General features: G+C 40.9%; 14 protein-coding genes. 1 reads left to right on the forward strand and 13 read right to left on the reverse strand.

Annotation, left to right across the window (positions count from 1 at the left end; translation table 11 throughout):
- Nucleotides 1-62: 62 nt before the first annotated feature.
- The 7 genes from LY11_RS04870 to LY11_RS04895 form a co-directional block, all read right to left on the reverse strand.
- A complete protein-coding gene (locus LY11_RS04870) occupies nt 63-1,805 on the reverse strand; it encodes an OmpA family protein (protein ID WP_111632588.1) in 1,743 nt (580 codons plus the stop codon).
- 24 nt (nt 1,806-1,829) lie between these two features.
- Nucleotides 1,830-2,801 carry a PorP/SprF family type IX secretion system membrane protein gene (locus LY11_RS04875; RefSeq protein WP_111632665.1) on the reverse strand — a complete coding sequence of 324 codons (972 nt, stop codon included), beginning with the start codon at nt 2,799-2,801 and terminating at the stop codon, nt 1,830-1,832.
- Nucleotides 2,802-2,824: 23 nt separating this feature from the next.
- Nucleotides 2,825-13,483: a beta strand repeat-containing protein gene (locus LY11_RS04880; RefSeq protein WP_111632589.1), complete on the reverse strand. Its 10,659-nt coding sequence runs from the start codon at nt 13,481-13,483 to the stop codon at nt 2,825-2,827.
- Between the two features lie 141 nt (nt 13,484-13,624).
- Nucleotides 13,625-13,771, reverse strand: a complete 147-nt coding sequence (locus LY11_RS26655) for a hypothetical protein (RefSeq protein WP_170132628.1) — start codon at nt 13,769-13,771, stop codon at nt 13,625-13,627.
- 482 nt (nt 13,772-14,253) lie between these two features.
- On the reverse strand, nt 14,254-14,991 hold the full coding sequence (locus tag LY11_RS04885; RefSeq protein ID WP_111632590.1) for a LytR/AlgR family response regulator transcription factor: 738 nt from the start codon (nt 14,989-14,991) through the stop codon (nt 14,254-14,256).
- Nucleotides 14,992-15,085: 94 nt separating this feature from the next.
- A complete protein-coding gene (locus tag LY11_RS04890) occupies nt 15,086-16,798 on the reverse strand; it encodes a sensor histidine kinase (protein WP_111632591.1) in 1,713 nt (570 codons plus the stop codon).
- Between the two features lie 538 nt (nt 16,799-17,336).
- Nucleotides 17,337-17,699 (reverse strand): MerR family transcriptional regulator, encoded by a 363-nt coding sequence (locus tag LY11_RS04895; RefSeq protein WP_111632592.1) that lies wholly within the window; start codon nt 17,697-17,699, stop codon nt 17,337-17,339.
- A gap of 117 nt (nt 17,700-17,816) precedes the next feature.
- Between LY11_RS04895 and LY11_RS04900 the strand changes: the two genes are divergently transcribed.
- Complete coding sequence (locus LY11_RS04900) at nt 17,817-18,449, forward strand: NAD(P)-dependent oxidoreductase (protein WP_111632593.1); 633 nt, start codon at nt 17,817-17,819, stop codon at nt 18,447-18,449.
- A 39-nt stretch (nt 18,450-18,488) separates the two neighbouring features.
- On the opposite strand, the gene LY11_RS04905 is transcribed toward LY11_RS04900, so the two are convergent.
- The 6 genes from LY11_RS04905 to LY11_RS04930 form a co-directional block, all read right to left on the reverse strand.
- Nucleotides 18,489-19,121: an NAD(P)-dependent oxidoreductase gene (locus tag LY11_RS04905; RefSeq protein ID WP_111632594.1), complete on the reverse strand. Its 633-nt coding sequence runs from the start codon at nt 19,119-19,121 to the stop codon at nt 18,489-18,491.
- A 14-nt stretch (nt 19,122-19,135) separates the two neighbouring features.
- Nucleotides 19,136-19,939: an inositol monophosphatase family protein gene (locus LY11_RS04910; RefSeq protein ID WP_111632595.1), complete on the reverse strand. Its 804-nt coding sequence runs from the start codon at nt 19,937-19,939 to the stop codon at nt 19,136-19,138.
- A 74-nt stretch (nt 19,940-20,013) separates the two neighbouring features.
- A complete protein-coding gene (locus tag LY11_RS04915) occupies nt 20,014-20,877 on the reverse strand; it encodes a helix-turn-helix domain-containing protein (RefSeq protein ID WP_111632596.1) in 864 nt (287 codons plus the stop codon).
- A 181-nt stretch (nt 20,878-21,058) separates the two neighbouring features.
- Nucleotides 21,059-21,895, reverse strand: coding sequence for a glycerophosphodiester phosphodiesterase family protein (locus LY11_RS04920; RefSeq protein ID WP_211321489.1), 837 nt, complete (start codon nt 21,893-21,895; stop codon nt 21,059-21,061).
- A gap of 7 nt (nt 21,896-21,902) precedes the next feature.
- Complete coding sequence (locus LY11_RS04925; protein WP_111632597.1) at nt 21,903-23,183, reverse strand: purple acid phosphatase family protein; 1,281 nt, start codon at nt 23,181-23,183, stop codon at nt 21,903-21,905.
- Nucleotides 23,184-23,198: 15 nt separating this feature from the next.
- Nucleotides 23,199-24,671, reverse strand: a complete 1,473-nt coding sequence (locus tag LY11_RS04930; RefSeq protein WP_111632598.1) for a SusD/RagB family nutrient-binding outer membrane lipoprotein — start codon at nt 24,669-24,671, stop codon at nt 23,199-23,201.

Consider the following 24,671-nt stretch of genomic DNA (forward strand, 5'->3'; position numbering starts at 1 on the left):
AACCAAAAAGTGCCTGTTCATTTAAAACGGTATACTATGCTTATGTAAATGCAATTACTGATTTAATCGTTTTTCCTGATCTTGAATTCAGTCCTTCTATTTGCCTGATGCTCTTTTAAACTACAACTCACCCCGTTCGCACAACGGTTCACTAACCTTGTTTCCCCATATCCCTTTGCGGTAAGCCTTGATTTAGCGATACCATTTGCGGCGAGATAGGCGACTGCAGATTCTGCACGTTTCTGTGATAACCAAAGGTTGTATACATCAACACCCCTGCTGTCTGTATGAGAACCTAGTATAATGTCAATGTCCGGATTTTCATCCATTATGGCCACTAACCTATCCAGTTCTTTGGCCGCTTCAGGTCTGATATTGTATTTATCGAAATTATAATAGATTGGCTTAAGTACGATTTCATCTTCACCGATCCCTTCTACTGGTATTTTCGGTTCAGGATCAGCAACAATAACTGGTGTAATGATAACTTCAGGTTTCTTCTGCGCTATCTTCATACTATAGATGTCGTCTGCTCCGCGTCCGCCGTCACGGTTTGAAGAGAAATATTGAACATCATTCCCTGCCGAAAAAGCAAAATCATCTTTTGATGAGTTGATGGGATATTTGAGGTTTTTCACAACGCTGTTTGCTTTGCCAAAGTTGATACATTTGAAGATGTCAAGCCCCCCCATTCCAACCCTGCCATCACTCGCAAAATAAAAATTACCTGAATGATCAAAGACAGGACTCCTTTCATTGCCCGCCGTGTTCAGTTCAGTCAAATTCTGTGGCGCACCCCATTCACCAGAATTATTTTTTACAGCCCTGTAAAGATCTGTACCTCCAAGACCACCAGGCATATTAGAAGAAAAATATAATGTATCCCCCTTCTTTGTGATAAACGGATCGCCCACGGAATAATCAGCAACCTTATTGAACGGAACAGGAATAGGTTTTGACCATTTCTCTGCACTATTCTTCTGGCTGGAATAGATCTCTACGTTGATTGTAGTGATTTTTTCATACTTTTTAATCGTTGATGGTATCCGCGTTAAGGTGAAGAAAACCTCATCACCTGCAGCGGTAAAACTCGATGTACCAACATGGTAATTCGTACCAGGATCAAGCGGGAACAAGATCAAACTATCACTCTCTCCCTTAAAATAAAGGTGATTATAGTTTCTGCCCGTCCAAAGATAAATTTGATCACCAGGCACTATCATTCTCCCATCAAACTTCAGAAATGGCCGATGCTTTTTGCCGATAACACGATCTGCTGTGAACTCCCTGTCTGATGTAAAAACAACGCCGTTCTGATAACTTACAGGAGCCCAGTCTGAGGCAGCAGAGTTCAAAGAAGACTCGCTGTTAATTTTCACGTCTGCCGGGTTCTGCATCCACAATTTCGCTGAATCACAAGATGCGATCCAATTTTGCAAGAGCCTGGGGTCAGTCGTATTCGATGTAGCCATATACTGTTTAAACTGCTCTTTTGCCGCATCATACTTTTCGTTATTCTGAAGCACCTTTGCATATTGCAACCGGTTTTCAGGTACTGCATCCGGCATGGCAACCACGATGGCATACCATTTTTCGGCCTCCGTATAATTAAAATACTTTCTATAACTTTCCGCCAGACGGGAAGCGCTATATGCCGTCTGTTTCTTTTCATAAGCCGCAGCATAAAGTTTAACGGCTTTACTATAGTTATAAAGATCAAATTGCTTGTCTGCCTCTTTCAGTATATATTGTGATTGTGCCTTGAATGCGAACAGCAACAGTGCGGCAATGATATATTTTTTCATGTTTGTGCTCTATTTGGTTAATACTTAAAATACCCTTGGTGTAGTCATTCTCATATCTCCTCTGCGGAACATAAATGCAATTGATATTTCATGGGTTCCACCGCTGTAAGATTGCAAAGGCCCCACACTAAAATCGTAAGCGTAACCTATTCTCAATGAACTGGTCGGAAAAACCTCAATCGCCCCCACCACAGAATTCAACCTGCTCAGGTCTTTTTGCAGGTTTTTCTTATCCCACAATTTAACCCCTGTCCGGTAAGAACCGCCTATCCAGAGTTTTTCACCAAATAACATAAAGGCATTCAGATCAAGACTGGTTGGCCCGTTAAAGTCCTCTTTAAAAAGGAAGGAAGGCTTCAATTGGATGCCTGTACTTAAGGGGATAAGCATTCCCGCAGTAAAGTAGCTGTGGATGCTTGGCTTAGGAATATCCCTGAATTTTGAATCACTATACCTGGAGGAAATAAGATTATCCGCAGAAAGCCCCGCAAAAAATTGATTGTTGGAAAAGTAGATACCTACCCTGGCATCGGGAAGTATAATATTATTGTTGCCATTTCCTACACTGTACTCAGGATCATTAGGATGCAATTTACCAGCGTCCAAACCTAACTGTGTAATTCCCCCGCTTAGTCCGAAGGCCAGCCTGGAACTACCATCTGTATTCATGCGCAAACGGTAAGAATAACTAGCATAGGTAGAGGTATTAGTTTGTGCCCCTAATTTGTCACTGACGATCTGCAATGCCAGCCCCACATTTCCATCATTGGCAATCGCATCTACTGCCAGCGACAACGTTTTAGGAGAACCTTCAATACCTGTCCACTGGTTCCTGTAGAAACTGTGCATGTTCAGCACCTCTTTGTATCCTGCGTATGCGGGGTTAATGTAAATCCCATTGAAGATATACTGGCTGTATTGCGCATCTTGTTGGGCTTTGGCAGCATGGCCTATGAGTACCACAGCCGCCAAAATGATGAATATGCTCTTTTTCATATGAATCTTATTATACATCGTCCTTATTTATTTCTCATTAGTGTAATGAAACCTTTCAATACCTTCCAGCTACTATTTGTATCCTTTTTAAGCTTTAAAAGGTAATAGTAAGTGCCTTCACTTAAACCGTCTCCTGCCCATGTATTCTTGTAGCCTGAGGTCTTATAAACCTCATTCCCCCAGCGATTAACAATGATAAGCTCATTCTTTTCGTACCTGTCCAGCCCACGGATTTCGAATGTATCGTTCCGTCCGTCACCGTCTGGGGTGAAAAGGTTTGGAACTGTGATATCAGGGAATGGCAAGGCAATTACAGTTGGCGTATCATTACTTTCGGCAGTTCCGGAGATATCACTTATATCCTTTCCATCAGGGCTTTTCGCATGTACGCTGGCCGTGTTGGTTACTGTACCCAGATTAATATCGGCCGGTGTAAGTGTGTAAGTTTTGCTTAAGCTAGTGCTTGCACCTGGTGCAAGTCCGCCCGCAATTGTTATCGCCTCGCTGGCGATGCCTAATTTGACATCAGTCAGGGTAAAAGTATTCAGGGTAACATTCCCTGTATTCTTAATTACAAACTGATAAACCAGCTGAGTTTCATTCGTTGACAAGGTGGCTGTTTTAACAATGGAGACGCCTGGTATTGCCTTCAATTTAATTAGTGTAGGCGTATCATTATTTTCTTCAGTTCCAGAAATATCAGTTACATCTGCTCCAGAAGGGGTTTTAGCATTTACACTGGCGGTATTGGTTACTGTACCCAAATCCTGATCAGCCTGCGTAAGCGTGTATGTTCTGCTTATCGTGGCAGTGGCCCCTGGTGCTAATCCACCATCGATAGTGATCGCCTCATTGGCAATACCTAATTTGGCATCGTTCAGTGTAAAAGTATTCAGGGTAACGTTACCTGTATTCTTAATCAGGAACTGGTAAACCATCTGTGTACCATTTGCCGATTGTACTCCTGTTTTGACTAACGTAAGGCCAGGAATTTGCTGAATAGTTACCACAGTAGGATCGCCAATTACAGGTGTCGAAGGATCATCAGATTTTGATGAAATAGGGTTCCCATCTTCATCTTTACCCGTTCCACCAGCCTGGTTACTATAGCTGCCGCTGTTTACCTCCGCCTGTGTTAAAGTATGCTTAGCTGTTACTGTAGCTGAACCTCCTATTGCCAGTGTGGCGATGTTCGCCGGAGTAATTGATCCGGCATCTGCGCCACTGTCTGTTATAGCGATATTGCTCAAAGCAGACTGCCCGGTATTGGTTAGTGTTAAGTTATAATTAATCACATCACCCGCAATGGATACTGGAGCCGTGCCCGCCACTTTTTGCAAGCTGAAACTTGCATTGTATATAGTGACCACTACGGTTATCGGATCGGAAAGTGTGCCTTCCGGAGTTTCCAACCTGTAGGTAAAGCTATCGGTTCCAGTAAAGCCCACTGCTGGTATATAAGTTATCGTTCCGTCTGCATTCACTGTTATTGTTCCGTTTGCCGGACCGCCATCTTTAACCACAGTATAAGTGTCTGAATTCGCGTCGTTCGTTTTAACTGGAATGTTTACAGGGGTATCTGTAAGCGTTCGCGCTGCATCTGGCTGACCGGCAGGTTTAACGGCTGTATTTACTTCTGTTGAAGTTTTGACATCTTTTCCTCCCGATTCAGAAGGTGTAACAGTCGCGCTGTTCACGATATAACCTGTGGCTGTAGTGGCGAGTGTGCCTGTAATATCAACAGTAAGCAGGTTTGCTGCTCCGGCTGGAATATCAGCATTGACAGTTACATCACCTGTGCCATCGGAAGCCCCGTTTATTTTGGCCGATCCCTGAACAGTTGCTATCCATTTTACATTTTCTACTCCCGCTGGTATATGATCCAGAATAACCGCTTGCAAGGCGTCACTTTCGCTCGTGTTTTTGACAATAAGCTGATAGGTTATGGCACTGCCTGGGGTTACACTTGCTGAACCAGTTTTTGTGATGCTGAGTACTGGCCTGCGGGTAATGTTGGTCGTTACCGTAGCGGTTTGTGTTAAGCCATAAACTGCTGCCGTGGCCTGGTTAACAAGGTCACCAGAAAAAGCGGCATTCACTTTTCCGGTAATAGTCACCGTCATTCCATCAGCTGCACCTGCTGGTATATTCACATTGAGGGTTACATTTCCTTTCCCGGTGCTGGCTCCGTTAATTGTCGCCAGTCCTTGTGCATTTGCAGTCCAGTTTACATTTTCAATACCATTTGGAACAACATCCGAAATATCAACACCAGATGCGTTACCTGGCCCATTATTTTTAACATGAATGTTGTAAGTAATGTCCTGCCCTGCTGTTAACTGTGCCGGAGCAGATTTTGTAATCACCAGATCTGACTGGGCAGCTACAGTTGTTGTACTTGTAGAAGGAATAGGTGTGCCTGTTCCATTGTCTGGTGTAACGGTCGCAGTATTAGTTAAGTTACCAGTATAATCCGGATCTATGGTCCCTTCAATTCTGATCTCTACCTTCCCACCTACTGGCACATTTACATCGCTGCTCACGTTTGCACTTCCATTACCGCTGTCTCCACTGTTTATGGTTGCGCCATTGGTAGCAATCGCTATCCAGGATATGGTTGCTGGTAATATTTGATTTGGAACAACATCGGCAATGATACTGTTTGTTGCATCAGAAGGCCCTGTATTTTCCAGGGTTAAGGTGTAGACTATTTTTTGTCCGGAAGAAATTGTTGCTGGTGCTCCTTTAGAGAAAACCAATTTAGATTCCTTAGTTACAATTGTAGTTACAGGAGTTGAAGTAACGGGCGGTACACCACTGGTTGTTGGAGGTGTAATTGTTGCGAAATTCTCTAACGTCCCGGTATAACTGCTCGGCACAATACCAGTAACGGTAATCAATACACCGCTATTTGCAGGTAAATCTGCGTTTAAGCTGAGTGTATTACCTGTACCAGTGGCACCAGTATTGATTTTAGCACCACCATTTGCGGTGGCACTCCAGGTCACATTGGTTATTGCAGCTGGTACATCATCCGTAATTACGTTAGCAGACAAGTTGCTCGGCCCGGTATTGTTAACCTGAATAGTATAGGTTATTGCCTCACCTGCTGCAATTTGAGCTGGTGCATTTTTAACAATCGTTAGTCCGGCTTTCAGACCTACAACAGTAGTTACAGGATTGGACGGAACTGGTGTCCCATCTGCTGTTTCTGCATAGGCTGTATTACTGATATTACCACGGTATGAGGCGTTTATTGTGCCGGTAATATTTACAACAATTGCATTTCCGCTTCCCGCAGGAATATCGCCGGTTATGTTCACATCATTTCCGGTTCCTGTAGCCCCCGTAGTAATCGTTGCTGCTCCTTCCATACTGGTCGTCCATCCGCTAACGTTTACTTGTGCTGGTACCAAATCTGATAATTTAACACCTGTTGCGTCACTTAAACCACTATTTGTTAACCGGATCGTATAAAATATTGCACCTCCAGCATCAGCATTTGCAGGCCCTGTTTTTTCAACATTTAATATTGGATCGCTGGTAATTGTCGTATTTACTGTAGCAGCATTATTTGCTAAATTATAATCTGTGATGCCACCAGCAGCATTTAAATCAATGTTTGCAGTGTTTACCAATTGACCGTTTGAAGTATTAGAAGGGACTTTTCCAGTAATAGTGACGGTCACAAAATTTGACGTTCCTGCTGGAATATTTAAAGGAAGATCGACGTCTCCATTTCCAGTCAGTGTACCTCCGGCTGCTAAACTTGAATTTCCACTTAATACTACACTCCAGGTTACATTTTGCAGTGCGGCTGGCATCACATCTTTGACAACCAGGTTTGATACATCTGCCGGGCCGTTATTTGCGGCTACCAGCGTATAAGTGATATTGTCGCCTGAGACTACATTTGCCGGCCCGCTTTTCGAAATAGAAACGTCTGCCGATTTAATGACCGCTGTAGTTTTAGAAGATTCTACTGGCAGATCCGGAGAAACTTGTACAGTTGCTACATTGACGATAGACATATCGGCCGCAGGGGTTACCAAGCCTGTTACGACAATGGTAATTTTACCATTATTTGCAGGAAGATTACCTGTGATGTCAATATTGCCTGATCCATTCGCTACTGATGGAACAGCTCCATTAGCGCCTGTGGCTGTCCAGGTTGTATTGATTATTGATCCCGGTAAATCATCTTTGATAATTGCTCCTGTTATATTGCTGACACCTGTATTTTCAACCAGGATGGTATAAGTAATGGTCTCGCCAACTTTTACAGTGCTGGGCCCTGCTTTAGAAATTCTATAGTTAGCGTTCGCTCTGATCAGGGTACCCACAGTGGTGGTATTATCAGCGGGGTTTGAATCCGTAATCGAAGGGTCAACAGTAGCAGAAGCAGTATTTGGAATATTATCTCCAACTGAAGCGCCCGCAGCGATAGTTCCGTTAATGGTAATATCTACAAATCCTCCAAAAGGTATATCAGCAGCTAAGTCAATACTACCTGACCCTGAGTTTACCGTGGTAGTGGCACCAGCAGAAATACTGGTCACATTCCAGGTAGCGGATTCAATCCGTGGATCTAAATTGTCAACAACATGCGTATTGACTGCTGTTGTTAAACCTGAATTTGTGATATGTAATACATAGGTAATTGACTCTCCGGCACCAGCATTAGCAGGTGCAGATTTACTCATGGTAACATCAGCAACTCTGGTTATTGTACTGGTTACAGTAGAAGTAGCCGGAGACGGATCAGTTACCCCGGCAGGAGGAGTTGCGGTTGCTGTATTCGAAATTGTAGTTCCTGTAAAGGTTGGGTCTACTTTTCCGTGAATAGTAATGGTAATACTTTCAGTGGTATTGGCAGGCAGATTGCCCGTTAAACTAACGTTATTTCCACTGCCATTTGTTGCGCTTACTGAAGCCCCGGCACTGGCAGTTGCAACCCACGTGGTATTGATAATTCCTGCGGGTACAACATCTGTAATAACCGCTCCTGTAACATTGGATGGGCCAGCATTACTCACTGTCAATGTATAGGTCACATTTTCACCCGAAATCAATTTTTGCGGGCCTGTTTTAGTGATTTTTAAATCTGCAGTCTGCGAGATTGTACTGGTTACCGGATTCGAAGAAATTGGCGAACCTCCGCTTGGCGTTACTGTTGCTGTATTGGTAATGGATGAAGCAGCAATTGCCACATCTACTTTTCCATTAATAGTGATCAGAATAGAGTTTCCATTTCCTGCAGGTATATCACCTGTTAAAGTCAGCAAATTCGCAGTCACATTTACTGCCGTTGTTACACTGGCAGCTCCACTGGTCTTACTGGTAGCTGTAATACCTGAAATACCGGCAGGAAGCTGATCCTGAACTAAAGCGCCGACAGCATTACTCGGCCCGTTATTTCCTACCAATAAGGTATAGGTAATATGACCACCGGCATCAACTGTAGCCGGGCCGGATTTAACAACAGACAATCCGCTTTTAACAATAATAGCTGTATTGACGGTATTTGAATTGACTGGAGGAATACCAGGCTCGCCTGGAGTGGCAGTGGCAGTATTCGAGATATTAGCTGCAACCTGTCCTGGTGCTATATCTCCGGTAATCACAATACTTAATTTATTAGTGTTTCCTGTTTTAAGATCCGCATTGATATTCAGGGTGTTTCCTGTTCCTGTAGCACTGCCATTAATAATTGATGTTCCGGCAGCAGTAGCAGTCCATTTTACATTGGTTAGTTCATTTGGGATAATATCGGCTATGGCCAGATTACTTGCGTTTGATGGTCCATTATTAATAGCATCAATCTGATAAGTGATTTGCTGACCAGCAGCAATTGTTGCAGGCCCGGTTTTATTCAGGCTGATATTAGGTGCTAGTGTTACCTGCGTATTGACTGCGGTTGAAGTTGCAGGGGTACTTCCCGGTTCGGCCGGAGTAGCTATAGCGGTGTTAACCAAGGTAGCAGTCTGTGATGGATCTACTATACCAGTTACCGTAATCACTATAGCGTTACTTGCTCCTGCCGGGATATTTCCGGTTACACTTAAATTACTGGAATTTCCAGAGGCACCTGCTGTAATGGTTGCTGCACCATTCACCGTACTTGTCCAGGCTGGATTTAAGATCCCTGTCGGAATAGCATCAGTAATTACACTACCTATTGCATTGGCTGTACTTGAATTGTTTACAGTAATCGTATAGGTGATAGGCTGACCTGCTTTTATGTTTGCCGGGCCATTTTTCTGAATGGCCAGTTTTGGCGTACGTTGTACAGTGGTATTGGTTGAAGAGATGACTTCTGTAGTTCCTGCTTCTGCTGGCGAAATTTTCGCACTGTTAAAGACATTCCCGCTGAAGCCAGCACCAATTGTACCATTGATAGTAATTTCTATAATTGCGGCAGGATTAGTATTTGCAGTTACAGCCACACTATTCCCGGTTCCGGTAGTACCATTTGTAATGGTTGCTGTTCCGGATTTCACAGCAGCTGTCCAGGTTACATTACTTATGGATGCAGGTACTATATCACTAATGACACTAGCGGTACTGTTAGACAGACTTGTATTCTTAGTAGTCAGGATATACTGAATCTGACTACCTGCCAGTGTACTGGAAGGCCCTGTTTTACTAAAATCAAAGGTTGGTAATGCTGTTACATTTGTAGTGGCAGTTGCCGTTACCGCAGGCCCTCCCTGTGGGGTAGCTGATGCTGTATTAGTTAATGTGCCTGTGTAAGATGAAGCTATATTTCCAGTAATATTTACGATCACTTTGTTTGTTGATCCTGCTGGAATATTAGCAACAATGGCTAGTGTATTTGTATTGCCCGATGATCCAGAGATAATGGCGGCACCTCCAGCTATCTGGGTAGTCCAGCTTACATTACTGATTTGCGCTGATATAGCATCATTAATATTTACTGCAACAGCATCACTTGGCCCATTGTTACCAATTTCCAATTGATAGTTGATTGCTCCTCCCGATGTGGCCTTTGCCGGCGCCGTTTTGGCAATCGTAATTCCTGTGGTATTGTTAATCGTACTGGTAAATGCAGAACTACCACCTGTACCGTTTGGTTGCTGCGGACCTGGTGTGGCCGTTGCGGTATTTACCAGAGAGCCTGTAGCGCCCGGGCTCAACGTTCCGGTAACCGTAAGGGTAATGAAATTGGCAGCTCCGGTTGGGATATTCCCTGTTAAGGAAACGTTATTTCCTGTTCCGACAGCCCCGGTAGTTACTGTTGCATTACCTGCAACGGTACTTGTCCAGCTTACGCCAGTCAAAGTAGCTGGAACCTGATCACTAATGATCGCCCCTACTGCATTACTTGGCCCTGTATTGCTCACTTTAATTTTGTACTGAGCAATATTGCCTGCGGTTATACTGGCCGGGCCGGTTTTTTCCACAACTAATACCGGTTTTTCGCTTATTGGTGTAACATCGGTTCCCGTATTATTATCCGGTGTAGGGTCTGTTATATTTGGAGGTAAAGTTAAAGTTGCCGAGTTATTCAGCGTTCCTGTAGCTGATGGGGAAACATTACCTGCAACTGTGATGGTTGCAGACTGCCCGGTGGCTAAAGTTAAACCTGTCCAATTCCCATTTATACTGGTATAAGTACCAGCACTCGCATGATAACTTGTTGCAGTAAATCCAGCTGGCAAATTATCTGTTAAGGTTAAGGCATCACTGTTCACTAAACTACCTGATCCATTATTGGTTAAAGTTATGGTATAGGTTAAGGCTTGCCCTGCTACAGCCGGTTTAGGACTCGCGGTTTTAGTAACCGCTAAATCTGACGTTGGCCTTACTACATTTAAAGTATAAGTTGCCGGAGTCGCATCTATAAAACCATCGTTATCTGTTGAGGTATAAGTGAAAGTTGCCGGACCAGTATAACCTGGTGTCGCTGTAAATTTCAAACCTGATGCCTGTGCTGGTGTTAAAACCTGCCCGGCGGTCACCAATGTCCCGTCAACTAATGTTAACGTACCCTGCGCTGGAGCAGGTAAGGTACTGATGGTATAACTGGAGATCGTCCCTCCATCTTTAGCATCACTACTTTCTAAAGGTGCAATGGTTGTCCCTGTTGCCTGATTGGATATTGGTGTTGGATTGGTTACATCTTTCGTTTCCGGAGGTGATCCAACGTTCAGCGTATAAGTTGCTGGTGTAAGATCGGCTAATCCGTCATTATCTGTTACGGTAAAATTGAAAGTAACCGTACCGATGTAACTGCTGTTAGGTACAAATTTTAAGTTAGCAGCTTGTGCTGGTGTTAAAATAGTACTTGTTGTTACCGGTGTCCCGTCATTTAATGTCAAAATTCCCTGAGCTGAAGGTGGAAGAGTTGTCACCGTATAGCTTGCGATTGTACCATCGGCATCCGTACCTGCTAAGGGTGAAATTACTGTCCCTGCAGATTCATTGGAAATCTTGGTACCGCTGGTAACGTCCGTTGCCTGCGGAGTAGCTTTTACGAGAAAAGAATTACTCGTTGAACAGCCGTTGGCATCTTTTATATTGACAGTGTAAGTTCCATAAGCTAATCCTGAAACATCTTCAGTAACAGCACCATTACTCCAAAGATAGGTATAAGGTGCTGTGCCCCCGGTCACAGAAAGATCTATAGCCCCGTCATTGACAGCAGGCGCACTAGTATTGGTAATTATGCCACTGGAAGCCAATGCAGCTAAAGGTTGAGTAATGTCTGCAGATGCGGTACTGACTTCACCTGAAACAGCATCAGTTACCGTTAAAACATAAGTACCTGGCGGTAAATTAATAGCAGTCGCGGTTGTTTGTACTGGTGTAGTATTCCAGGAGTAAGTATAAGTGCCTGTACCGCCTGTTATGGTAGGTGTTGCTTTCCCATTATTGCTTCCAAAGCAGCTGACGTTCGTTGGCGTTATGGTTATCGCAATTGGCGGAGTATCAGTAATCGTATAATTGAAATTTCCTGCTGTACTAGAAGTTGTACAAGCTCCTGCATCCCCGATGACCACTAAACCGACAGCATCCTGCAAGACACCTATAATGGTTTCATCAGGTTCCGGACTTATTTTATCTGTTAGGATTTTAATATATGGAGCTAAGCTGAGTGCTGTTGCGTCGGTGCCGTCATAATTTCCAATAGGTATTGGAATAGTAATCAAACCGGTGTTACTCGGAGCAGCATCGGTTGCGTTTAATTTTGTGGTATAATCTAAACCTCTTGTGGCAGTTCCACCGGTAATATTAAGTTTAATAGAAGAATTAGCTTGAGTTACATTTCCCTGAAGCCTGATTTTAGGAAGATTTGCAGTCGCCTGGCTTTCTGGTCCAAAAGCCGTTGAGGTATTGAAAGAGGCTAAAGCAGAAAGTGAACTCAGGCCAACATCGTCGATAAAATTACCAGCGCCCAATTGTCCCCCAGCTGAAGATACCGCTCTAAATCCGAATGAAACTTTTTTACTGGTGCCACTGGTATTCACCCAGGTTCCTGTCCAGAGTGTCCAGCCCCTTGCATCTGCATTACCCGCAATAGTTCCTGCAGTAGCTTGTGTATTCCCACCAACCTTAATCGTAGTTGTACCTACACCAGTAGCTAATAAAGTTCCGTTGTGGGTACCCGACTGGTCATTGTTATCAGAAAATTGAGCTACATCTTTATCATCAATCCTTAAAGCCATCACATCTACTCCAAGCCTGCCGCGATGTGCAAAACTCCAGGTAAATGTTTCGCCCTGCAAAACACAGACAGGCTCCTGATCTAACTCAGCACTCACAAAGGCATTAAGTTCTGCAAAATAATTTCCGGTACGTGATCGAACAACTCCTGCTCCACCATTGACTGTATTGTCACGCCAGATTTCTATAAATCCACCGTTTATGGGTTGTTCTCCATCAACAACAGCACCTACAACTTCTGTTGAACTCCAGCCAGCAACCGTTCCTTCAGGTGTTTGTGTTACCCCCGGACTGGCTTGTGATTCAAATCCACCATTGGTAAACGTTCTTACTGAACCCTTTGTACTCTGAAACACCTGTAATTCACTAATATCAAATGCAGCTCTTTGCAAATTAAGCAGCAATACATATCTGGCTTTATGAGTTCCAAAGTTAAAAGCGAACTTATTGTTTGTAAATGCAACACCTAAATTTTGTCCTGCTGGTTTGACATCAAAATTAGATACCGGGCTTGAGCTATTAGCGCTTCCAAGTTGATAAGATAACCGGTTATAAAGAGAAGTACTTCCTCCCCCGGCTGCGCCACCGGTCAGATAATTAGGCGGTACAATACCGAGCCCTGCTGGCCCTGCTACTCCGCTCGACCAGGAAACGATCATAAATCGTCTTGCTCCCGCCGGATTTGCCGGATTTGCACCGATTGTTACATTTTCAATATAGTAGTCATCCCCTAAATCGACTAAATACCATTCGGCATTTGCTCCCGTTTGCGTATTGTTGGTGGATGCAACAGTAGAAAAGCTACCATCTACCAGGTTATTATTTGATGACCCCGCAGCAGTGCTTGAGGAGGTTACCGTTTTACCGAGTGCTAAATTAATCTGGGCAGATGCCTTCTGATTAAGAAACAAACCTATTGAAATAAAAAACAAGCAGCACAAATTCCGGGCGAATCTGTTGTTTTTCAGCCGGAAAGAACGTAATGATGTGGCCATGGCAGTTATAATTTAATTTTTGAAATATTGTATTTGAAAAAGTTGAGGCAAAGGAATCCCTTACCCACAATTGATTGGTTTAATTCATCAGGTCCAGGAAAAAAGAGAATTTGGATATAGCGCCAGGCGCTAAGTTTTCACCTAAGGTTCAGTAAGCCGGAATTTTGTAATTGAAAGCTTATCAAGAAAGTTGTTATTTTTAACCATCCCGTCTTTAACCCACTGCCGGGCAGTAAGGTCTAAGACAAAGAAGATGGGTTTCGAGGTCAGAAGTAGATGTTTTTTCATAGTTAGATTTATTTTATTGATACTATAAGTTTTTCGAGGTTATTCACCCTGAGAATTTATCATCATATAATAAAATTCTTACACATACAATTTACCACTATTCACCTCATGACTTCCAGTGGTTTCGACACATGATATAAGTATGATGGCAGAAACATAAAACCAGCTGATACAATACTATTAAATGAGAATATCACCCCATGAAAACTATTGCGATTATTTTCAACCAGACTCCTTTAACAAAACCGCTTCAAGGGAATAGCACAAAATAAACAAACACCTTAAAAACAAGCACATACACTTACAGATTGATTATAATTCAATTTGAAACAGGTTAGTTTTATTGTTGGTATAACAGGCTCAAACAATGTACGATTTGATGGATTAAGCCGCCTAACTTCAATTTTCAACCGATGAATGGCTTATTTAAACTGATCATTGTCTTTTCTGAAAATTCAAGGGTTGAAAAGAGTGTTAAAGGATTAAAACCAACGATCCGTAAATTTTTTAAAACTCTCCTTATATTGACTGCTCACCGGTATCATGGCTCTGTTTATTTTTATCGTCGTAGCAGTGAAGGAATCTATCTTATCCAGTGATACAATAAATGAGCGATGAATACGGATAAAAGAATTAATTGATAGCTTTTCCTCCATCTTTTTCATCGTGGTCAATGCTTTGATATAACCATCTGCGTTTGTGGTATATATCTTAACATAATCTTTAAAACCTTCAATATAAAGTATGTTTTTAAGATATACTTTGACCAGTTCGTATTCAACTCTTAAAAAAATAAACTCATTATCATTATAACCTGCTGTACTGGCTATTTTATGATTAGAGGTCTGTTCAATTATATTTTTGGCCTGATAAGCTGCATTGATAAAGTCTTTATATTCCACAGGCTTTAATAAGTAATCGATAGCGTTAACTTTGTATCCGTCAAGTGCAAAACGCTCATAACCGGAGGTCAGGATTATCCGGGGGGTAATCTCCTCACCTCTGGTGTTAATTATCTTTGCCAATTCAATACCACTAATTCCGGGCATGTTAACATCCAGAAAAACAAGCTGCAGGTCGTTATTTTCCAAAGCATTCAATGCAGCAACCGGGTGGTTATGACGAGAAACAAGGTTTAAAAAAGGGGTTTGATTTATAAGATCACATAAATGGGATAACGCCATTTCATCATCGTCAACAACTAAACAGTTTATAGGCATGTGGTGGTTAATTAAATATATGGGGTCAGTTATTCGAATGTGTTTGTTTAGATTGGCCTATATGGAGATTTGCTATGGTGAGCATAATAATTTCTTATTCGTAAGGAATATAAAAGCTAAATGTGCTCCCCTTGCCAATCACGCTATTGGTCATATTAATTTTCCCTTCCTGCATTTCTACCAATAACTTACATATGTATAGTCCAAGTCCGGTTCCGATTTTCCCAAGTGCTGAATTTGTTTGATGGTATTTTGAGAACAGGTTAACCTGTTGTTCACAGCTTATGCCTTCACCTGTATCTGTGATGTCAACATATAAAATATAGTTCCCCTTAATTGATAATAGGTTAGCGTTTATTTTTACACCTCCAACCTTTGTATACTTAACAGCATTACTTAATAAATTGTATAAGACTTGTTTTAGTCTTAATGCATCTCCAAGCACAATAGCATGTTCATCTCCTTTAAAGTGATAATCCATTTTGAGGTCCTTTTTAACAGCACCGTAGCCTAAACCTTCTACGACCTCGCTAAATAAATTATTGGGATTAAAAGGCGCATTATTAATCCTGATTTCTGAGCTTTCTAATTTCGCGGCATCCAGTGTATCACTCAAAGTATGCAGGAGCATATCCGATGAAAACCTGATAGATTCCAGCATTTCTATTTGCGCTGGTGACAAACCGGCTTTAGCGAATAAATGCAGAAAGCTCCTGATTGCAGTAAGCGGATGGCGTACTTCATGACTCATATAAAGCAACAGATCCATTTTTTGTTTAGCCATTACCATTGACTGTTCATTTTTCATCAGCAAAATTTCTTCAGACCGGTGTAGCTTGATTAGAAACTCAATTAGCAAAACAGCAAATATTAATATCATCAGTATAGCTGCAATGAAAAATTTATTGATCAGCAGAGTAGTTTCTTTAAGACTTTTAAAAGCAGAGTAGTTAAATTCACGTTGCATTTTATAACTGATTTCTTTGGAATCATTAATAATACTTTCCAGTTTATCATTGATTTCAGTATGAATGACTATCAATTTTTTATGACTGCCTATAACATTTACACTGACCAGCTGCAGCTGTTTTAATTTTTTCTCATATACATATTTATCATTTACAATGATTTTACGCGTAACTGAATCAACAACTTCGGATATACGCTTATTATTCAATGTTGAGGCACGATCACTATCACTACTTTTATTGACAATAGCATCTTTTATTCTGCCAAAAAGAGTTTTATTTTTATTTGACTTAACTTTCTTCAGGATACCTGTATAATTTTCAGGGTTTCTTTCAGGCATATGAATGTTTAAGCCGGCATTAGAGAGTGCTCTGTTTTTTAAATTGGCTTCAAGATTGGCAATCAGAAGATTATCGAATAAGTTTTTGAGTAGATATAATCTGGTTGACAATCCCCCCTTTTTACTATACCAGTTCCACATTTTAGTAACTTGCTCTGCTGAAAGTCCCTCTGTTTCCGGCTTTTTTCTGATCACTGAATCTATTGCATCAAAAACTTGCAAAAGCTGTGTATGATAGACTTTTATCTTATAGTCAGTTTTACTATCATAGTGATCTAAAAATGATTTCTGAAAAAAAACTTCTGTCTGATGAAGCCTTAACATAGCCTGGTCTGAAGCAACCTGGTCAAGCATAACGCTTTCTGATATTTTTGATATATGTTTTAGCTTTCTGCGCATAGAATCATCCAGATAAAAAACCGATATAGCAATGATGGTGAAAAATGCTAAAAACGTGATAAATATCTTTTTAGATAATACTGGATTAATTATTCTCATTAAATAAATACGTTAATAAATTCCTTAAGTAATTTAAATTATTCCGTAAAAAATGAGACGAAGAAGTCCCATACCGCTATTTAAAGTAGTTTCATTTGTTAGTTTTAAAGAAAAATAAAGTTCTATATTCCTGACTGATACGCCCGCCTATGGATGAAATCTTAGCTGAAATTTTATTCTGTGATCAGAATTGAATCTCACTTATATGGCTGATTGCAGGAATTAAGGTATGTTTTTATGATTTTTTTTGTCTCAGGTGAATTACGGTTTTAATAAATCTAACATATTTTAGCTTACAAATCCGGGAAACAATTTACTGAGTTTAAAAAAAACAAAATGAACAAGTACATATACACTTTTTTTTTCATCTGAAAGTTTACACAAAGAAATAAACACTGTTTAAATACATAAAAGCACCTTTTATCTTAAAGAAAATTGTTTTATATAAATTATGTAAATTAATTTGAACACACAATATTATTAAAATATCACCTTATTGGTTTTCCAACAAACTAGTCTCAGTTCACCAAAGTGACTATCAGCACAATCCCTTTTCCACATCTTTTTTGGCCTGTAGCAAAAACCGTTTTACTTCTTTTAGCTCCTTAATTTTAAGATCAACTTCTTTAATCTTTTTTTTAGCTATTTCAATCTTTTCAAATAATGTCAGATTTCCATTAAACCAATCTTGTATTAAGATATTGATTTCAGCTAAGGTGAACCCGGCTTTTTTTGACGCTATTATCCAATTTATAGTTTCTATAAGTGATTCATCGTATTGTTTGTATTTGTTTGATTTTACTTCCTCATCTGTTTTACCTTTTATCAAACCAAGGTTCTCATAAAATCGCAATGTATGTATGGTTACTCCTGTTCGTTTTGATAACTCGTTGATTAGCATGTGCCTGATTTTTGTTGATAACTTTATTAAATGTATAGACTATACTCTATAGTTGTGCGCTACAAAACTACTGTCTAACTTTATCAAAACAAAAATTAATAGTTTAAGACAATTGGAATGAAACATATAGCAGTAATTGGAAGCACAGGTTCCACCGGCAAAGAAGTAGTGCGATTGGCTCTTGAATCTAACTATATAGTTACAGTTATAGAGAGATCTCCCAAGTCTGCGCAACCACAAAGAAATTTAAAAGTTATAAAAGGAGATGTAACTGATTTAGAAAGCCTTGTAGCAGCACTTGAAAATATTGATTTTGTGATTAGCTGCTTTGGGCCTTCCAACCACAAAAAGGTCGGTAATTTAATGTCTTTAGGAACGACTAACATTGTCAAAGCCTGTGAAAAAACCGGAGTAAAGCGTTTAGTTTTTATGAGTGGATTTGTACAGTCAGATGGTGAAGAATTTTCTTTTTTAACAAGATTAGCAATTAAACTCCTCCGTCTTTATTACAGTGATTCTTACAAAGATAAAGTAATCGCTGAAGCAGCCATTCAAAAAAGCACATTGGACTGGGTTATTGTCAGGGCTCCGGGTTTAGCGCACTCCAAGCCTACGGGACAATATACAGCAGGAATCAAGACCAAAATGTCTTTCAAATTGTTACCATACGCCGATTGTGCGAAATGTTTGCTTGATGCCGTTAAAGAAGATCATTGGACAAGGCAAATTATTAACTTAGGTAAAAGTTAAAAAATCAGGCAACGTTGTTCCAAACGTTGCCTTTCATCTTTAAAAAAATGGAGTCAGTGCCGGATATTTTTTAAGAAAGGCTGGATTTTCTGCTTCCTCTAATAAAAAAGCAGCCACATCTGCCCTTGATATTTTCCCGATTTTGATGCCTTTATAAAGATTTGGCAGTACTTTATACTTTTTGGTTAAAGGGCCATTGCTGAGCATCCCCGGACGAACAATCTCCCAGTTAAGCTCACTATTTGCAACGATTTCTTCCATCAGTGTTTTGTTGATATACTGATGTTTCAGGAAAAACAGGATCACTGTTTTCATAAAAAAGCCTAAAAACCGGCTGCTATCGCCTGCACCAAATCCGGTAATGATTAATACCGGTGCTTTGAAATTTAATTCCACACCAGCTTTAACCAGCGCAAGAGCAGTGTCAGAGAACAAAGTATTCGGCTTTTTATTCTTGGTACCGATAGTTATAATTACCACATCGGCACCAACCATAACGCTCTTCAAATCGCTGCCAGAAGTCGCACTGCCATTAACTTTAGTTAAATGCACATGGAGAGGTATACTAGCTGTATTAGTAGACAAGGCTGTCACCTTGTGCCCTTGTGCTAATGCCTGCTCTACTGTCGCAAGTCCTATACCCGAAGATGCCCCTATAATAGTAATATTCATGATGCTGAATTTGATTAAGAACCTGTTTTATTGTTGAACTTACCAGCAATGCCCGGTACAGAAACGGCCAGACTTTCATCACCCCATGTCCAGCTATCACCATCAGCATTTAATATATCCACACCAGCTTCACTGGCAATTAAAATACCAGCCAGCCAATTGAAGGTATCCAGCCCTAATTGATGAAATACATCAATCCTGCCAGCACCAACATAAGCCAGTTGCAAACCATGTGGACCATAATTCCGGACTACACCAAATTTATTTAACAGTGCTGTCACCACAGTGCCGTGCTTTTCGTTAAAGCCAGGTACAACTGGTTTCTGATGTCCGTATTCAAAAACAGCCAGCATCATACCCGGATCAGTCTTAGCTGAGGGCTGAATAGGTTTACCATTCATAAACGCACCTGCCCCCTGCTGCGCCCAGAACATTTCATTTGATAACGGATCATAAATCACCGAAAAATGCAACTCCCCGTTTCTGATGAGCACCAGGTTAATAGTCCATCCAGGAATATGCTGCAAGTATTGTATTGCTCCATCCATTGCATCGCATAACCAATATTCAGATAATGGTAACGGATGTTTTTGTCCGTTGTTATCAAATTCATCAATTGTATTCCAGGGAATATCAGGAAATTCTGGTGTTAGTCCTGCCTTTAACACAGCCATACAGCGTTCGTCAATTGCTTCCAATTGTTTAAAGAACTGCTCCCTGCTGTTTGGTATACTATTTTGCTTGTATTCTTTAAGAAACAAGTCTCCTGCTTCTCTCACCGTATCTAAAACGGTCTGAACATTTATCTGCTTATTCATTCTTACTTATTTTATACAGCAAAGAAAGTGTATAAAAGCAGCGAGAAATATAGCAAAACCTTGGAATGACAGTCCTAATCGTGGTATTGCTGCCGGAATTGTAAAGGGGTTAAACCTGTTACCTTTTTAAAAAGCTTTCCAAAATAAACAGGTTCTTCATAGCCTACCTGATAACCAATTTCCTTTACTGTAAACTTGGTAAAACAAAGTAACCGCTTCGCTTCAAGCATACAATATTGCTGAATATAAACCGATACAGAATCACCAGTCATATTTTTAATCGTATCATATAAATGGGCAACAGAAATATTAAGTTCAGCTGCATAACGGGCCGGCTGTTTCCAATTCTTATAATGTAGTTTAAGCAAATGTATAAAAGCCTGTTCAATTACAGCTGCCCGGTTAGCTTTTGTTTTGACATGTGTATGGATTGTTCCAATTTCCCCCACAATTAAGCCAAGCATGGCATCGAGTATGGAGTGAATAGCACGCACGGTATAAAGATTATCCGCAGTTATCTGTAATTTCTCCATTTGGCCAGTTAAAATAACCACATGCTCATAAAAACCAGATTTACTATCTACTGATACAGGTAAGCGAAAACCTTTTTCCAGGACAAGCTGAAATTCTTTGTCTATTAATGCAGGGTCTATACTAAGCACCCAGCCTACCGGTTTCCGGGCAGAAATAATATGATGAACCTGGCCGGGAAAGATGAGCAGCATAGCCGGCGCTGTTATTGTATTATTCTCAAAGTCGATATTAATCACGAATTGGCCACCTGTAGCTATCATCAGCAGACAATGATCATCACGATGAGGCCTGGAGTGATCATGTTCAGCATCATTAGTATTATCCGTCATATTTTTAATCAGGATACCAGCCTTAGCCAGAGGCGATATAGGAAACTTGATAATATCAATTTGCTGACCTTTCACGTATTAACTTTTATAATCAATTCTACACAATTATTTGTAATAATAACTCATATATCCATATTTGTGCAAAGATTTGAAAACGTTAGGCTCAGCCAGTTTGCTTTTGTTCGTTTTAAAGAGGTTCGAACTCAGTTAAACTAATTTCGAACCGCAAATTTCAATCCACACTTATTTTTAAAACCTAAAGTCCGGAAACCTTTAGACCATCGCGCAAATTATTTGTTTTCAAGTATCTCAGGAGTGCTTCCGGATGATCGGTTTGCACACCCTGAACCCCTTTTTCCATTGTCGCTTTCCATTTTACCGAATCTTCATCAGCCATTTGCACATCTAAAAAGACAGACAATCCACTTTCCTTCAATGCGGCAATAAGCACCGGATCTGAAATATTATCAGTCGCTTCCAATGGCATTTTATCAAGAAAAGTGATCAGGTCTTCTTTTTTGATCTGCCTGGGCAAGCCAGACATCAGCGGCATTTGCGGAGCCAATGCTCTCCATGCCGTATATTGCTCAGCCTTGTTGATATAAACCAGCACTTGCTTTTCCATACCCGCAGCCTTAATTTCTTCATAAGCCTGAGCTACATCAGCCTGCTTAAAATCAAGGTAAATATTAATCCGGTTCTTGCAGGCTTTTAAAGCTTCCATAAAAGAAGGTAAGCTATATAAATGACCATCTTTAGCATTCAAAGCCAACTTTGCAACCTCGTCCAGGTTCAAATCCTGAATTCTGCCGTTTCCACTAGTCGTATGGTCTACGGTTTCATTGTGAATTAAAACCAAATGACCATCACGGGTTGTACGCAGGTCTATTTCCACATAATCAGCACCAAGCTCAATAGCTTCCTCAATTGCAGCTATACTATTTTCAGGTTTGACCAGATGACTTCCGCGATGTGCAATCACGATAAAGCCATTTTTACATTTGGGAAGCGGCGCTACTGTCCGCTGCCCAAATGTGATCAAAGCAAAACAGCTGAGTACAAGTACCAGTAAGTTTGTTTTACAATTCATCATTTAATAATTATTGCTTTGCAGCAGGGTTCATATCTATAAATTCCGCAGCATGATCCCTACTCGATTTTTTCAGAGAAAAAGCATCAAATAACTCTCCGGAGGTTTTATAAGCTTCAAACTTCAGATTTCCTCCATCCACATGAACCACCTGGAACAACTGTGTATTTTCCAGTGAAACATTCATCCATTTTGCCCCGTCCACCTTATACATTTTAGGGCCTGCAACAGAAACCAGGTATACTGGCCCGCTCGCTTCCCTGCCCGATAATCCGCGTGGCAAATTCTGTCCGCGGCTATACGTATGGTCATGTCCCTGCAAAACCAGGTCTATATGATACTTGTCAAATAAAGGTTTAAACCGCTCTCTGAAGTCTTTATTGTCCCTGCTTTTGGCAGTGGAAAAGATAGGATGGTGAAAAGTAATGACCGTCCATAATTTCGTATTTTCCTTTAAGACCTTCTCCAGCCATTCATACTCAGCCTTTGCAGAAGCCTCATCCAGAATTATCATTTGAGAATCCAATGAAATTAAACGTACATTTTGATAGTCGATATAATAAACAGATTCCTCTAAACCTTTCGGGCCATTTCCAGGCAAAGTATATTGTAAACCCCAATGTGGGTCTAAAATCAGCTTTCTTTTATCATCACGAACATACTCATGGTTTCCCGGTGAAGGCATACTCGGAACCATTCCGTTAATAAAACCACCACCATAGTGCCATTCACCCCACTCCTGATCATTGTTTGACCTGTTAATCAAATCACCCGTATGGATAATAAAACGTGCGTCCGGTTCATGGGCAAAAGCTTTACGGATTACACGTGACCATTTAGAACGAATGTCATTCTGTGCATCCCCCAGATAAATGAAAGAAAAAGGTTTATTCTGATCAGCAGATGCCGTGGTAAACTGAAACCATTCACTCCAATACTCACCTGCACCTACGCGGTAAGCATATACCGTTCCGGGCTTCAGATTGTTAAAAGTAACACTGTGATACTTCGCTGTCGCATAGTTCTGACCACCAGGTAATACACGGGAATCTGCATCATAAGCTGTAATAGCCTCTTCTAATGCAGGACTGGAATCTTCTGCTTTAATTTGTGCTTTAGCACCCGCAATTGTAGTATCAGTACGCCAGGTTACCGTCTGGGTAACGGCAGTATTACCTTTCCAGGTTAAAATTACGCGGTCTGGAAAAGGTTTCGGGTTAAAATCCTGTGCTTGAATATTTGTAAAGGCCGCAATAACAAGCAGTGCAGCAGTATATATAGATTTGTTCATTTGATAAGTTTTAAATTATTTCAGGTACCACATTAATGTAGATTCTTTATCCGGGCCAAAAGCAGAAATAGCTTTCTGATAATTAACCTTGTTTTTCGCACTTTCAGAATCTGGAAAAACATAGCGTTTTGGAATTCCCCTGCCAGCAGCCAAAGGGCCGGTAACAAAAGCGGGATAACCAGTTCGGCGCTGATCAAACCAGCCTTCCGATCCTTTAAACAGCATCGCTATCCATTTCTGAGTGATCAACTGCTCCAATGTACCATCATATTTAACCAGGGCCTGGTCAAAGTAATTTGCGGGAGCTGTAAGTCCGTAACTTTTCATAGACTCTTTGATTCCTTTATAGTACATCGATTCTGCAGTTTCACCCGGCACAGTAATTTTGCCTTTCTGGATAGCCTCTGCCAGAATAAAGCATTGCTCGGTATAAGTGATCAGACTGGCATTCAATAAAGGGTTAGCGGAACCACCATTTTTTCTGAAAAAAGAAGAAGAGAAAACAGATACATGATCCTCTCCCCCATTATATGAAGCAGGTGCGTCAATAGCATTAGGTACGCCAACATATTTATTAAAATCTACAGTTGAACCAGTTGTACTTTTAACTGGTTCTACCCAAAGGCCAATGCGCGGATCATTTCTTTGAACAAGCCGGTCAACCAGCTCCTTACTTACTTTTGTTTTTAGATAATCAAAATCAATCATCGCCAGCGGACCTCCAGGCCAGCTATAGGCAGCTAAATTCCCCAGATAAGCAACTGCTGCATTGTCGGCACTACTTTCAAAAACAGGATAAGTGGTCTTGTCATTAACAATGGTCTGCATGTCAGTAAATGCAGCGCCATAAACCTTTGAAATACGCAACAGCATCCTTAAACGCAAGGTATTGGCAAACTTACGCCATTGCAGCGCCTTGCCATTAAACAGCGCATCACCTTTAGCATTAATCTCTCCTGTACTTCCTTTTAAAAGATCGTTGGCCTCCTGCAATTCTCTCAATAAATCAGGATAAATAACCTGCTGCTGATCATATTCAGGATAAATGAGGTTACTTTCTTTCGATTTCAATGCCTGGGAATAAGGAATATCTCCATACAAATCAGTCAGGTAAGCAAAATTAAAAGCCTTCATAATTTTACTGATTGCGATATATTGGTTTTCAGAACGGCTTTGCGCAGTTTCCAACAAGGTCTTATTCACCGATAAACGTGCATATATATCGTCCCAGTCTACCGGCCCCCAATCAAACAGGTCATAACCAGTATTACGAACCAGTGTAAGATACCTTGCAGCAGAAGCAGGTCTTCTGCCTGCTGCATTTTCCTGGTAAGCATAAGCTGTAGACAAGATCACTTCGGACATCAGGAACTCTGTATTGGTAGTTTCCGGAGAATTAGGATTGGTATTAATTTTATCAAAATCCTTGGTACAGGCACTCAGTATGGCCATGAACAATACCAGGATAGTTTTATATCTGAATTTCAT

It is taken from the genome of Pedobacter cryoconitis, from assembly GCF_003259615.1.
Taxonomy (GTDB): Bacteria; Bacteroidota; Bacteroidia; order Sphingobacteriales; family Sphingobacteriaceae; genus Pedobacter; species Pedobacter cryoconitis.

Coding starts and splice junctions, on each gene's coding strand:
- LY11_RS04890 (WP_111632591.1), bottom strand. CDS start 16,798: ATGAGAATAATTAATCCAGTATTATCTAAAAAGATATTTATCACGTTT.
- LY11_RS04905 (WP_111632594.1), bottom strand. CDS start 19,121: ATGAATATTACTATTATAGGGGCATCTTCGGGTATAGGACTTGCGACA.
- LY11_RS04930 (WP_111632598.1), bottom strand. CDS start 24,671: ATGAAATTCAGATATAAAACTATCCTGGTATTGTTCATGGCCATACTG.
- LY11_RS04870 (WP_111632588.1), bottom strand. CDS start 1,805: ATGAAAAAATATATCATTGCCGCACTGTTGCTGTTCGCATTCAAGGCA.
- LY11_RS04880 (WP_111632589.1), bottom strand. CDS start 13,483: ATGGCCACATCATTACGTTCTTTCCGGCTGAAAAACAACAGATTCGCC.
- LY11_RS04875 (WP_111632665.1), bottom strand. CDS start 2,801: ATGAAAAAGAGCATATTCATCATTTTGGCGGCTGTGGTACTCATAGGC.
- LY11_RS26655 (WP_170132628.1), bottom strand. CDS start 13,771: ATGAAAAAACATCTACTTCTGACCTCGAAACCCATCTTCTTTGTCTTA.
- LY11_RS04920 (WP_211321489.1), bottom strand. CDS start 21,895: ATGATGAATTGTAAAACAAACTTACTGGTACTTGTACTCAGCTGTTTT.
- LY11_RS04895 (WP_111632592.1), bottom strand. CDS start 17,699: ATGCTAATCAACGAGTTATCAAAACGAACAGGAGTAACCATACATACA.
- LY11_RS04910 (WP_111632595.1), bottom strand. CDS start 19,939: ATGAATAAGCAGATAAATGTTCAGACCGTTTTAGATACGGTGAGAGAA.
- LY11_RS04925 (WP_111632597.1), bottom strand. CDS start 23,183: ATGAACAAATCTATATATACTGCTGCACTGCTTGTTATTGCGGCCTTT.
- LY11_RS04900 (WP_111632593.1), top strand. CDS start 17,817: ATGAAACATATAGCAGTAATTGGAAGCACAGGTTCCACCGGCAAAGAA.
- LY11_RS04885 (WP_111632590.1), bottom strand. CDS start 14,991: ATGCCTATAAACTGTTTAGTTGTTGACGATGATGAAATGGCGTTATCC.